This is a genomic window from Streptomyces sp. HNM0574, assembly GCF_012726235.1.
Lineage (GTDB): Bacteria > Actinomycetota > Actinomycetes > Streptomycetales > Streptomycetaceae > Streptomyces.
In genome coordinates this window covers 100,334-112,532 of the sequence record NZ_JAASAH010000002.1, presented here as the reverse complement: position 1 = coordinate 112,532, position 12,199 = coordinate 100,334, and the positions used below count along the sequence as shown (strand labels likewise).

Sequence of the window (12,199 nt, the reverse complement as noted above, 5' to 3'; positions counted from 1 at the left end):
GCGGGACGCTCCCGGAAGGACGGATGTGGTGCTCGGGCCCCCGGGGGGCCGGGGCTGGGCTCAGGCGCGGCCCGCGAGCTCGAAGCCCGCCTCGTCGACGGCGGCGCGGACGGCCTCGTCGTCGAGTGCGGCGGCGGAGATCACGGTGACCTCACCGGTGGAGGCGACGGCCTTCACGGACTCGACGCCCTCGATCGCCGACACCTCCTCGGTGACGGCGCCCTCGCAGTGGCCGCAGCTCATGCCGGTGACCTGGTAGACGGTGGTGACGTTGCTCATGGGTCTCTCCTCGCGTCATCGTGCGGTGTGACGGCACGCCGTGCCCCACATCCGCCATTTTACCCCCCCTAGGTATCCCGTCCGTGGGGGTCGGCGGTGCTTCCGGGGTCGCCGGTTCGGGTGGTCCCGCGCGGGGCCCGCTCCCGTCGCGGGCGGCGGAGGATGACGCGGCCCGGGGGCGCCAAGTGCCCTCGCCGGAGCGCCTCTTCACTGTAGTGGCCCCGGGCGCCTCTCCGGGGAGCGAGGCGGCCGGGGCCACGGGGACGGGTGCGGTGCGCGGGGTTATCGGCCTCCCCGGTGGCCCGGGCGGCGTTCCACCCATGCGCGGATCGTGTCGGCGAACCAGTAGGGCCTGCCGCCCTCCACGAGGTCCGGTGCGGGCAGCAGACCGTGCTTGCGGTACGAACGCACCGTGTCCGTCCGGACCCGGATGTGCGCCGCGATTTCCTTGTACGACCAGAGCCGTCTGTCGGTCATCTCTCTGCACCTCCCACGGGAGTGACTATTGATCACCATCAGTCACTGCCCCGTGAACGGTGCGGGGCGGGAGCGGAGAGGGCCTGTCGACGGACTGTGACACGGCGGCCGGATATTCGTGACGCTTGTGACGGACCGGTCGACAGCGGACGCGGGCGTCAGGCCCCGCAGGAGCGCAGGAAGCGGCGGGTGCGTTCGGCGATGGGCAGCGGCCGCTCGGGCGGGCACGGGTACATGTCCTGCTCGACGATGGCGAACAGCTCGACGCCCAGCCCCTGCGCGGCCTCCAGCACGGGTTCGAGCGCGGGCTCCCCGAGCGGCGGTTCGCACATCACGCCCTGTCGCACGGCCGGCCCGAACGGCGTTCCCTCGCGGACGACTTGGGTGAGCACCTCCGGGTCCACCTGCTTGAGATGGAGGTAGCCGATCCGCTCCCCGTACGTCTCGATCAGCTTGACGCTGTCCCCGCCGCAGTAGGCGTAGTGGCCGGTGTCCAGGCAGAGGTTCACCAGGCCGGGGTCCGTCCCGTCGAGGAAACGGGCGACGTTCTCCTCGGTGTCGATGTGGGTGTCCGCGTGCGGGTGGACGACGACGTCCAGGCCGTACTCCTCGCGCACCCTCCGGGACAGCCACTCCGTTCCGCCGGTGAGATGGGCCCACTGCTCGGCGGTCAGTTCGCGCGGTTCGACGATCTCGGCGGTCTTGTCGTCCCGCCAGAAGGACGGGATGACGACCAGGTGCCGCGCGCCCATGTCCCGGGTGAGCGCGGCGACCCGGCTGACGTGCTCCCAGGTCGCCTCGTGCGTGGCGGGGCCGCGGTGCAGTGCGGTGAAGACGGTGCCGGCCGAGACCTTCAGGCCCCGCCTGCCGGTCTCCTCGGTGAGCCGCGCGGGGTCGGTGGGGAGGTAGCCGTACGGCCCGAGTTCGATCCACTCGTAGCCGGACGCGGAGACCTCGTCGAGGAAGCGGTGCCACGGCACCTGCAGCGGGTCGTCGGGGAACCAGACGCCCCAGGAGTCGGGTGCGGACCCGACCCGGATGCGGTCGAGGGCAGCGGGCATGGGGGCTCCTCTCGCGGTCTGCGGGACCGGGGAAGACGGAGCGGCCGGCGGGGCGACGCGGTGGCCGGCCGGTGGGTGATGGCCACCGCGAGCAAACGTCCCGGTGGAGTCACTGTCAAGGGCTTGTCATGACAACACTTCATTGTGACCTCGCAGTTGGCGAGGGGTGCGACAGGCGCGGCCCGCGACGTCCGTATGTAAGGACAAATCATTGACACGGGCTTCCGTCAGGTTCAACGATGAGGCCACCGGCGCGTGCCGACCAGGCGTACGACAGCGGAAAGGGCCGCCATGACCGAGCCGTTCGACGTCCTCACGATGGGCCGCATCGGGGTCGATCTCTACCCGCTCCAGACCGGAGTGCCGCTGCCGCAGGTGGAGACCTTCGGGAAGTTCCTGGGTGGTTCGCCGACGAACGTCGCCGTCGCGGCCGCCCGCCTCGGCCGGTCCAGCGCCGTGATCAGCCGTACCGGGCAGGATCCGTTCGGCACCTACATCCACCAGGCCCTCGGCGAGTTCGGCGTCGACGACCGCTTCGTCACGGCCGTCGAGCGGTACCCGACCCCCGTCACCTTCTGCGAGATCTTCCCGCCGGACGACTTCCCGCTGTACTTCTACCGCGAGCCCAAGGCCCCCGACCTCGAAATCCACAGCGCCGAGCTGGACTTCGGGGCCGTCGCCGCCGCCCGGATCTTCTGGGCCAGCGGCACCGGCCTCTGCCAGGAACCCAGCCGCGCCGCCACCCTCGACGCACTCGCCGCCCGGAGCGCGGCCGCCGACGGCGCGGCGGACCGGTTCACCGTCTTCGACCTGGACTGGCGGCCCATGTTCTGGTCCGCGGGACCGGACGAGGCCCGCGCCCACTACGAGCGGGCCCTCGCGCACAGCACGGTGGCCGTGGGCAACGTCGACGAGTGCGAGATCGCCACCGGCACCCGCGACCCCCGCGCCTGCGCCGAGGCACTCATCGCGGCGGGCGTCGACCTCGCCGTCGTCAAGCAGGGCCCCGAGGGTGTCCTCGCGCTGCACCGCGACGGCACCGCCGCCGAGGTGCCGCCGCACCCCGTCGACGTCGTCAACGGGCTCGGCGCGGGCGACGCGTTCGGCGGCGCGCTCTGCCACGGCCTCCTCGCCGGCTGGGGCCTGGAGCACGTGATGCGGTACGCCAACGCCGCCGGCGCCCTCGTCGCCTCCCGGCTCGCCTGCTCCCCGGCCATGCCCACCGCCGCCGAGGTCGAGGACCTGCTGCGGCACTGAGCCGGCCCAACCGTCCGAAAGAGAGCCCCCGTTGAGCGGAATCAGCATCGCCGAGCTCGGCGCCCTGCGCGCGAGCCGTCCGGAGGCCGTCGCCGAGGCCGCGGCACGGCGCGTCCGCCGCCCGCTCGTCCGCGACGGCAAGCGGCTGATGATCCTCGCCGCCGACCATCCGGCCCGCGGCGTGCTCGCCGTCGGCGACGACCCGCTCGCCATGGCCGACCGCGCCGGACTGCTGGAGCGGCTCTGCCTCGCGCTGTCCCGCCCCGGCGTCGACGGCGTCCTCGCCACCGCCGACATCCTGGAGGACCTGCTGCTCCTCGGCGTGCTCGACGACAAGGTCGTCATGGGCTCCATGAACCGCGGCGGACTCGCGGGCGCCTCCTTCGAACTGGACGACAGGTTCACCGGCTACCGCCCCCGCGACCTGGAACGGTTCCGCTTCGACGCGGGGAAACTGCTGCTCCGCATCGCCTACGACGACCCCGGCTCGCTCGCCACCCTGCACGCGGCGGCCCGCGCCGTGGACGAGATGGCCGGACGCGGACTGCCCGTCTTCGTCGAGCCGTTCCTCTCCCGGCGGGTGGACGGGGCCGTCCGCAACGACCTGCGCGCCGAGTCGGTGGCCCGGTCCATCGCGATCGCCTCCGGACTCGCCGGGACGTCCGCCTACACCTGGCTGAAGGTCCCGGTGCCCGAGGATGCGGACGACATGGCCTGGGTGTGCGGCGCCTCGACCCTGCCCACCGTCCTGCTCGGCGGTGAGACCGGAGGCGACCAGGACGGCACCTACGCACGCTGGCGCCGGGCGCTCCGGCTGCCGGGCGTACGCGGGATGGTCGTCGGCCGCGCACTGCTCCACCCGCCCGACGGCGACGTGGCCAAGGCCGTCGACACCGCCGTCGGACTGCTGTGACGCGGCGGCGCGAGGGAAGGAGAGAGGACGTGGACGGAGAGAGGGGACACGTGACGGACACGGCGGAGGGGGCGGACGGCCTCCACCTGCGCGCCGGGAGCACCGCCTCGGGCCCGTACGCGCTGGACATCGGCCCGGAGCGCGCGCGGTGGGACCACTCCTCGCTGCGGGTGCTGCGGCTGGAGCCCGGCGGGACGCACGACTTCGGCGCCGGTGACAGCGAGTGGATCGTGCTCCCGCTCAACGGCGGCTGCACGGTGACGATTTCGGACGCGGACGGGACGGAGCACCGGTTCGCGCTGCGGGGGCGGGAGAGCGTCTTCGACGGCGTGACGGACTTCGCCTACGTGCCGCGCGACGCGCACGTCACCGTCACCTCCGGGCACGGCGGCCGCTTCGCGCTGACCGGCGCCCGCTGCGAACGGCGCCTGCCCGCCCGGTACGGGCCGGCCGGCGGCGTCCCCGTCGAGCTGCGCGGCACGGGCAGCTGCTCGCGCCAGGTCAACAACTTCGGCGCCGCCGGGGTGTTCGAGGCGGACCGGCTCATCGCCGTGGAGGTGCTCACCCCGGGCGGCAACTGGTCCTCCTACCCGCCGCACAAGCACGACGAGTGCCGGCCGGGGCAGGAGAGCGAACTGGAGGAGATCTACTACTTCGAGATCGCCCCGCACGAGCACCCGGACGGGAGGGGCCGCACGGAGGGCGTCGGCTACCAGCGCGTCTCGCCCAGCGGCCGCGGCCGGGGCACCGACGTCCTCGCCGAGGTACGCGCCGGGGACGCCGTGCTCATCCCGGACGGCTGGCACGGGCCCTCCATGGCGGCGCCCGGGCACGACATGTACTACCTCAACGTCATGGCGGGCCCGGGCGAGGAGCGCGCCTGGCTGATCTGTGACCACCCCGACCACGCCTGGATCAGGGACAGTTGGCCGGACAGCCCCGTGGACCCGAGGCTCCCGCTCTACCAGGCGCCCACCGCGGAAGGGGAGCAGCACGCATGACCACCACACCACCCGCCGGCGGCGCGAGCCGCGGCGGCACCCGCAGGCTGACCGTCGCGCAGGCGCTCGTCCGCTTCCTCGCCGCGCAGCACACCGAACGCGACGGAGCGCGGCACCGGCTGATCGACGCCTGCTGGGGCATCTTCGGCCACGGGAACGTCGCGGGCCTCGGACAGGCCCTGGTGGAGAGCGGCCAGGGGCCCGGCGCGCCGCTGCGCTACCTCCAGGGCAGGAACGAACAGGCCATGGTGCACGCCGCCGTCGGCTACACCCGGCAGCGCAACCGCCTCTCCGCGCACGCCGTCACCACCTCCATCGGCCCCGGCGCCACCAACCTCGTCACCGGAGCCGCCCTCGCCACCGTCAACCGGCTGCCCGTCCTGCTGCTGCCCGGCGACACCTTCGCCACCAGGACCGCCGACCCGGTGCTCCAGCAGCTCGAAGTGCCCTGGGCCGGGGACGTGTCGGTGAACGACGCACTGCGCCCGGTCTCCCGCTACTTCGACCGCGTCACCCGCCCCGAGGCACTCGTGCCGGCCGCGCTCCAGGCGATGCGGACGCTCGCCGACCCGGCCGACACCGGCGCCGTCACCCTCGCGCTGCCGCAGGACGTGCAGGCCGAAGCCTTCGACTGGCCCGAGGAGTTCTTCGCCGACCGCGTGTGGCCGGTACGCCGCCCCCGCCCCGAGCCCGGCGCCCTGGCGGAGGCCGCGCAGGCGGTACGCGGGGCGCGCCGGCCGCTGATCGTCGCGGGCGGCGGGGTGCACCACAGCGAGGCCGAGGACGCGCTGCGCGCGCTCGCCGATGCCACCGGCATCCCGGTGGTCTCCACCCAGGCGGGCAAGGGCTCGCTGCGCCACGACCACCCCTGCGACCTCGGCGGCGTCGGCCACACCGGAACCGCCGTCGCCGACGAACTGGCCCGCGCCGCCGACCTGGTCATCGGCGTCGGCACCCGCTACAGCGACTTCACCACCGCCTCCGGGACGCTGTTCGCCGAACCGTCGGTGCGCTTCCTGAACCTCAACATCACCGCGTTCGACGGCCACAAGATGAGCGCCCTGCCCCTCGTCGCGGACGCGCGGGCCGGCCTGGAGGACCTGGCCGGGGCACTGTCCGGGCACCGGGTGGACGAGGCGTACGCCGCCGACTGTGCGCGCGGGAAGGCGAGTTGGGACCGCGTCGTCGAGCGGGCGTACGACGCGGGAGCGGGCGGTTCCCGGCCCACGCAGCTCCAGGTGATCGGCGCGCTGGACGCCGTCGTCGGGGACGAGGACGTCGTCGTCAACGCCGCCGGCTCGCTCCCCGGCGACCTGCACAAGCTGTGGCGCGCCAGGTCACCCCGCCAGTACCACCTGGAGTACGGCTACTCCTGCATGGGCTACGAGATCCCCGGCGCCATCGGCGTCCGGCTGGCCGCGCCGCGGACTCCCGTCTGGGCGCTCGTCGGTGACGGCACGTATCTGATGCTGCCGACCGAGATCGTCACCGCCGTCCAGGAGGGCGTGAACATCAACGTGGTCCTGGTGCAGAACCACGGCTACGCCTCCATCGGCGGCCTCTCGGAGGCCACCGGCGCCGAACGCTTCGGCACCGCCTACCGCCACCGCGCCCCGGACGGCACGTACACCGGCGACCCGCTGCCCGTCGACCTCGCCGCGAACGCCGCCTCGCTCGGCATGGACGTCCTCCGCGCCGGGACCCGCGAAGCGCTGCGCGAGGCGCTCGCCGAGGCCCGCGCCTCCGACCGGCCGACCTGCGTGTACGTCGAGACGGCTCCGGCGGACCCGGCCGCGGGCCCGCCCGTCTCGGCCTGGTGGGACGTCGTGGTCGCCGGGACCTCCGCGCGCCCCGCGGCGCGCGGGGCCCGCGAGGAGTACGAGCGCCGGGCCGCGGACCGGCGCCGGTACCTGTGACCGGCCCCGCCCGCGTGTGGGGACGGTGCGCGGCGGGGCAGCATCCCGCACGAGCCGCGCGCGCACCGTCCCGCGCGGCGCGCACCGTTCCCAGCCACCCAGAGAGGCCCCTGTGATGAAGACCCTCGGCCACTGGATCGGCGGCAAGCCCGCCGAGCCCACGTCCGGCACCTTCGGCCCCGTCTACGACCCGGCCACCGGCGCGCAGCCCACCCGGGTGGCGCTCGCCTCGGCCGAGGAGGTCGACGCGGCCGTCGAGGCGGCCCGTGAGGCGTACGCGGACTGGTCGCAGACGTCGCTGGCCAGGCGTACCGCCTTCCTGTTCCGCTACCGCGAACTCCTCGACGCCCACCGCGAGGAGCTCGCCGCGCTCATCACCGCCGAGCACGGCAAGGTGCACGCGGACGCGCTCGGCGAGGTGGCGCGCGGAATGGAGATCCTCGAACTCGCCTGCGGCATCCCCGAGAAGCTCAAGGGCGAGCTGTCCACCCAGGTCTCCACCCGCATCGACGTGGCCTCCATCCGGCAGCCGGTGGGCGTCGTCGCGGGCATCACCCCGTTCAACTTCCCCGCCATGGTGCCGATGTGGATGTTCCCGCTCGCCGTCGCCTGCGGGAACAGCTTCGTCCTCAAGCCCAGCGAGAAGGACCCCTCCGCCGCGTACCGGCTGGCCGAACTCGCGGCCGAGGCCGGGCTTCCCGACGGCGTGCTGAACGTCCTCAACGGGGACAAGGCCGCCGTCGACCGCCTCCTGGAGCACCCGGACGTCGCGGCCGTCTCCTTCGTCGGCTCCACGCCCATCGCGCGGTACGTCCAGCTGCGGGCCGTGGAGCACGGGAAGCGGGTGCAGGCGCTGGGCGGCGCCAAGAACCACATGCTCGTCCTCCCGGACGCCGACCTCGACTTCGCCGCCGACAACGCGATCAACGCGGCCTACGGATCGGCCGGCGAACGCTGCATGGCCGTCTCCGTCGTCGTCGCCGTCGGCTCCGTCGGCGACGCCCTGGTGGACCGGATCGCCGAGCGCGCCCGCGCCCTCCGCATCGGCCCGGGCACCGACCCCGAGTCCGAGATGGGCCCGCTCATCACCCGCGAACACCGCGACAAGGTCGCCTCCTACGTGGACGGCGCCCGCGCGCAGGGCGCCGACGTGGTCGTCGACGGCACCGGCTACTCGGTGGCGGGCCACCCCGAGGGCTTCTTCCTCGGCGTCTCCCTGCTCGACCGGGTCTCCCCGGAGATGGACGCCTACCGGGACGAGATCTTCGGCCCGGTGCTGTGCGTCGTCCGCGCCGGGACGTACGACGAGGCGATCCGGCTGGTCAACAGCAGCAAGTGGGGCAACGGGACGGCCGTCTTCACCCGGGACGGCGGGGCGGCGCGGCGCTTCCAGCTGGAGGTGGAGGCCGGAATGGTCGGCGTCAACGTGCCCATCCCGGTGCCGGTCGGCCACCATTCCTTCGGCGGCTGGAAGGACTCCCTCTTCGGCGACCTGCACATCTACGGCAACGACGGCATCGCCTTCTACACGCGCGGCAAGGTCATCACCACCCGCTGGCCCGACCCGGCCGACTCCGGCGGCATCAACCTCGGCTTCCCCACGTCCTCCTGACGGGCCGCCGTTCCGGCCCGAGCCCCGCTCTCCCCGCGTCGTCGGTGCGGGGGGAGCGGGGCCGCGGGGATGATCGCCGTGTCCGTTTTGCGGCCCGTTATTCTCGGGGGATGACTGTCATGCCCTGGCTCCGGGCGCTCAAGGAGACGGCCCGCTCCGGACTGACGGTCGAGCGCACCTCCCTCACCCCGTTCATCGCGCTGCGCGGCGCGTGCGGTGTCGCGCTCGTCATCGGGATCGCGCTGTGGATCGGACCGCCGCAGCTCGCGGTCTCGTCCGCGTTCGGCGCGTTCGCCTCGGGTGTCGCGACGTTCCAGCGGAGTTGGCGGCCCCGCCCTGTCCTCGCGCTGTCCGCCGCGACCGGCCTCGCCGTCTCCAGCTTCCTGGGCTATCTGCTCGCCGGACACATCGTCTTCTTCGTCCTCCTGCTCGCGGTGTGGGCCTTCGCCGCCGGAATGGCCTGGGGCATCGGCCCGACGTCCGGTGTGGTGGCCGCGCTGACCATCGCCGTGATGATGATCGTCATCACCCTGCCCACGTCCGTGCTCGGCGCGTTGACCCACGCGGCGCTCATCGCCGTCGGCGGGCTCATCCAGGCGGGGCTGATCATCCTCTTCCCCGTCCGGCCCTGGGGCGAGCGACGGGACGCGCTCGCCGACGCGCTGGCCGGAGTGGCCGACTACGCGCGCCGCCTGCGGCACGACCCCACGGCGCCGTTCGACCCCGAGCCGCTGATCACCGCACGCCGCGCGGCGGCCGTCACCCCGCGGCAGGCCCGGCGCCGCCCGCGCCAGCTCGGCGGGTACCGCGGACTGGCCGAGAGCTTCCGCCCCGTCCTGGCCTCGCTGGCCGACCCGGTGGTCGGCGGCGCCCCGCTGGAGGGCCCGGAGCGGGACCGGGTGCAGGAACTGCTGTCCGCCGCGGCGACCGTGCTCGACGCGGTGGCCAGGGCGATCCGGCGCGGTGAGCGGGTCCGCATCCCGGAGAGCGCGCTGGAGGTCCTCCAGGTCCCGGAGTCCGGGCCGAAGCTCAACGGGCCCGCGCGGAAGGCCGCCATGCGGCTCATCGCGCTGACGGACGGCGCTGTCGAGGCGGCCGAGGAACCCGTCGAGGTGACGCGCTCCATCCCGCTGCTGCCGATGGCCACCTGGCACTCGCCCGTCACCGCGGGCGAGGTGCGGCCCGGCGAGGCGGAGAGCGGCGAGCACACCGGCGCCACGGAGACCGGTTCGGGGCAGGTGGTGCGCCGCACCCGCCACCTCAACCGGCCCTCGCTGGCGCGGCTCGTGCCCGTCGCACTGCGCACCTTCCGGCGCGAGTTCACCATGAAGTCCGCGGTGTTCCGGCACGCGCTGCGGGTCGCCGTCGTCGCCTCCGCCGGGTACGTCCTCGGCCAGGCGCTGCCGCCCGTGCACGGCTACTGGGTGCCGCTCACCGCCGTGATGGTGCTGCGCCCGGACTTCTCCCGGACGTACGAGCGGGGCGTCGCCCGCTTCGCGGGGACGCTCGTGGGCGTCGGGTTCGCGGGCGCCGTCATGGCACTGTTCCATCCGGGCGCCTACGTGAGCGCGGCGCTGGCCGTCGTCAGCGTCGGCTTCATGTACCTGCTGATGCACACCGGTTACGCCATCGCCTCCGTCTGCACCGGTGCGTACGTGGTGTTCCTGCTCGGCATCGCGGGCTCCCTGTGGTCCCAGACGGCGCTGGAGCGGATCGCGCTGACCGCGCTGGGCGGCGTCATCGCGATGCTGAGCTACGCCGTCTTCCCCGCCTGGGAGACGCCGCTGCTGCGCGACCGGCTCGCCGACTGGCTGTCCGCGACGGGCCGTTACTCCATCGCCGTGCTCGGCGCGTTCTCCCGTCCGGCGCAGCGCTCCTCGCGGCAGGTCCGCGAGGCGCTGCTGGACACCCGCGCGTCCCGGCAGCTGTGGGACCAGACGGTCAGCCGGGCCGGCGCCGAACCGGTCCGCCACCGGGGCAGGCTCTCCCGCCGCTCCGCCTCCGACGCGCAGTCCGCGATGGTCACCATGGGGCGGGTGACCATGCTGCTGGAGGCCCACCTGCCGTCCCGCGACGCCCAACCGAACGAGGGCGCGGCCGAGTTCGTCACCGCGCTCAGCACCACCATGGCGAACGCCGCACCGGCGATCCGGGAGAACCGGCCCGTCGACTGGGGTCCCGTGCACGAGGCGCTGTCCGCCTGGTGGGAGCGGGAGTCCTCGGGGCCGCCGTCCGTCGCCCTGCGCTCGGCCGACCTGCTGACCGACGCGCTCGACGACCTCGCCGAGGCGACGGCGCCCCGCGCTCCCTCGGGCAAGGGCACACCCGGCCGGCGCTCACCCGCGTGACTGTCCGGCGGCGGCCGGCGGCCGTAGCCTGCTGCGGATGGACAGTCACAGGACCGACCGGTTACCGGCACGGCCGCGCTTCCTCCGGCTCCCGCGCCGCTCCCGGCTCCCGCACGGCAGGCTCGTACCGGGCGTGCTGGCCGCCGCCGTGGTCGCCGCGCTCGTCGTCACCGTGCCGGGGGAGGAGAGCACGCGGCGCGCCTGCGACGGCGTCACCGTCAAGGGCTGGCGCACCGACGACCGCATGACCGCCGAACTCGCCCGCTACGCCGACGACAACACGCGCCTGGACGACTGGACGGGCGGCGACGGCTCCCGCTCGGTGCGCCTCCCCGACGGGCGCATCCTGTGGATGTCCGCCGACACCTTCCTGGACGAGGTGCACGGCGGCCGGAGCCGCGCCCCGGGCCCCGTGTGGGTCCGCAACGCGGGCCTGGTGCTCTCGTCCGGCGGCACGGTCGAGCGGACCCTGCTCGGCGAGCAACAGGGCCGGAACACCGCCCTGTTCGCCGGGACGGCCACCGAGGACGGACGCGAGGTGTGGCGCTGGCCCGTCCAGGCCGTGGTCGAACCCCGCGGCGGCGGTGCGGGGGAGCAGGTGGTGCGGGTGCTGCTCTGGCAGCGCGAAGCGGGCTCCCCGCCCTGGGTGTTCGGCGTCCCCCGGGCCACCGAGGTCGCGACGCTCTCCCTGCCGGACCTGAAGCTGGAGAGCCTCCGCACGGTGCACAGCGCGCCGGGCCCCGAGGTCGACCGCCGTGTCCTGTACGGCACTTCGGCGGTCACCCGGGGCGGCTGGACGTACGTCTTCGGCGCCGACGAGGGCAGCGTCGACGGGGGCCCGTCCCGCGCCCACGTGGCCCGCGTCCCCGTGGGGCGGCTGGCCGAGGCGGACGCCTGGCGGTACTGGAGCGGGGACGGCTGGCGGCGCGATCCGGCACGGTCGGCGCCGATACTCGTCGGCAAGACACCCAACCGGGGCGCCACCGGCACCTACAGCGTCGTACGGCACGGCGACAGCTGGCTGCTGCTGACCATGGACGCGGGCGGCCCGGACGGGCAGGGGCTGTCCGACATCGTCTCGTACTGGTCGTGCTCGCCGACGGGGCCATGGCACGGCCCGTCCCCGGTGGCGAAGCCGCCGCTGCCGCCGGGCGGTCCGGCGGCGGGCGCCGTCCCGTACAACCCGCAGGGGCACCCCGCGATCGGGCCCGGCGGTGAACTGCTCGTCAGCTACGACGTCAACGTGCTCGGCGACCCGGCGGCCATCCACCGCGACGTGGAGCTCTACCGGCCGCGCTTCCTGCGCCTCCAGCTCGGGCCCGGGTGAGGGCGCCG

Annotated in this window: 10 protein-coding genes; 7 read left to right on the top strand and 3 right to left on the bottom strand. The window is 74.2% G+C overall.

Annotated elements, in window-relative coordinates; translation table 11 throughout:
- Nucleotides 1–60: 60 nt before the first annotated feature.
- The 3 genes from HCC30_RS04075 to HCC30_RS04065 form a co-directional block, all read right to left on the bottom strand.
- Nucleotides 61–279 (bottom strand): heavy-metal-associated domain-containing protein, encoded by a 219-nt coding sequence (locus HCC30_RS04075; protein ID WP_169440614.1) that lies wholly within the window; start codon nucleotides 277–279, stop codon nucleotides 61–63.
- A gap of 282 nt (nucleotides 280–561) precedes the next feature.
- Nucleotides 562–756 carry a MerR family transcriptional regulator gene (locus HCC30_RS04070; protein ID WP_169440613.1) on the bottom strand — a complete coding sequence of 65 codons (195 nt, stop codon included), beginning with the start codon at nucleotides 754–756 and terminating at the stop codon, nucleotides 562–564.
- A 158-nt stretch (nucleotides 757–914) separates the two neighbouring features.
- Entirely contained in the window at nucleotides 915–1,817 is a 903-nt protein-coding gene (locus tag HCC30_RS04065) for a sugar phosphate isomerase/epimerase (RefSeq protein ID WP_169440612.1), read from the bottom strand.
- Nucleotides 1,818–2,108: 291 nt separating this feature from the next.
- Between HCC30_RS04065 and iolC the strand changes: the two genes are divergently transcribed.
- The 7 genes from iolC to HCC30_RS04030 all read left to right on the top strand — a co-directional run bounded on the left by iolC (nucleotide 2,109) and on the right by HCC30_RS04030 (nucleotide 12,191).
- Nucleotides 2,109–3,074 (top strand): 5-dehydro-2-deoxygluconokinase, encoded by a 966-nt coding sequence (gene iolC / locus HCC30_RS04060; protein WP_169440611.1) that lies wholly within the window; start codon nucleotides 2,109–2,111, stop codon nucleotides 3,072–3,074.
- A gap of 31 nt (nucleotides 3,075–3,105) precedes the next feature.
- The gene (locus tag HCC30_RS04055; protein WP_206323365.1) at nucleotides 3,106–3,987 is read left to right on the top strand and encodes a deoxyribose-phosphate aldolase; all 882 of its coding nucleotides are present in this window, start codon (nucleotides 3,106–3,108) and stop codon (nucleotides 3,985–3,987) included.
- 29 nt (nucleotides 3,988–4,016) lie between these two features.
- The gene (gene iolB, locus HCC30_RS04050) at nucleotides 4,017–4,988 is read left to right on the top strand and encodes a 5-deoxy-glucuronate isomerase (protein ID WP_346776488.1); all 972 of its coding nucleotides are present in this window, start codon (nucleotides 4,017–4,019) and stop codon (nucleotides 4,986–4,988) included.
- Nucleotides 4,985–6,904 (top strand): 3D-(3,5/4)-trihydroxycyclohexane-1,2-dione acylhydrolase (decyclizing), encoded by a 1,920-nt coding sequence (gene iolD / locus HCC30_RS04045; RefSeq protein ID WP_169440610.1) that lies wholly within the window; start codon nucleotides 4,985–4,987, stop codon nucleotides 6,902–6,904. Before iolB ends, iolD begins: the two co-directional genes overlap by 4 nt.
- A gap of 115 nt (nucleotides 6,905–7,019) precedes the next feature.
- The gene (locus HCC30_RS04040; RefSeq protein ID WP_169440609.1) at nucleotides 7,020–8,516 is read left to right on the top strand and encodes a CoA-acylating methylmalonate-semialdehyde dehydrogenase; all 1,497 of its coding nucleotides are present in this window, start codon (nucleotides 7,020–7,022) and stop codon (nucleotides 8,514–8,516) included.
- A gap of 119 nt (nucleotides 8,517–8,635) precedes the next feature.
- Nucleotides 8,636–10,864: an FUSC family protein gene (locus HCC30_RS04035; RefSeq protein ID WP_169441372.1), complete on the top strand. Its 2,229-nt coding sequence runs from the start codon at nucleotides 8,636–8,638 to the stop codon at nucleotides 10,862–10,864.
- A 37-nt stretch (nucleotides 10,865–10,901) separates the two neighbouring features.
- Nucleotides 10,902–12,191 (top strand): DUF4185 domain-containing protein, encoded by a 1,290-nt coding sequence (locus HCC30_RS04030; protein WP_169440608.1) that lies wholly within the window; start codon nucleotides 10,902–10,904, stop codon nucleotides 12,189–12,191.
- The last annotated feature ends 8 nt before the right edge of the window (nucleotides 12,192–12,199 follow it).

Coding starts and splice junctions, on each gene's coding strand:
- HCC30_RS04075 (WP_169440614.1), bottom strand. CDS start 279: ATGAGCAACGTCACCACCGTCTACCAGGTCACCGGCATGAGCTGCGGC.
- HCC30_RS04070 (WP_169440613.1), bottom strand. CDS start 756: ATGACCGACAGACGGCTCTGGTCGTACAAGGAAATCGCGGCGCACATC.
- HCC30_RS04065 (WP_169440612.1), bottom strand. CDS start 1,817: ATGCCCGCTGCCCTCGACCGCATCCGGGTCGGGTCCGCACCCGACTCC.
- iolC (WP_169440611.1), top strand. CDS start 2,109: ATGACCGAGCCGTTCGACGTCCTCACGATGGGCCGCATCGGGGTCGAT.
- iolD (WP_169440610.1), top strand. CDS start 4,985: ATGACCACCACACCACCCGCCGGCGGCGCGAGCCGCGGCGGCACCCGC.
- HCC30_RS04040 (WP_169440609.1), top strand. CDS start 7,020: ATGAAGACCCTCGGCCACTGGATCGGCGGCAAGCCCGCCGAGCCCACG.
- HCC30_RS04035 (WP_169441372.1), top strand. CDS start 8,636: ATGCCCTGGCTCCGGGCGCTCAAGGAGACGGCCCGCTCCGGACTGACG.
- HCC30_RS04030 (WP_169440608.1), top strand. CDS start 10,902: ATGGACAGTCACAGGACCGACCGGTTACCGGCACGGCCGCGCTTCCTC.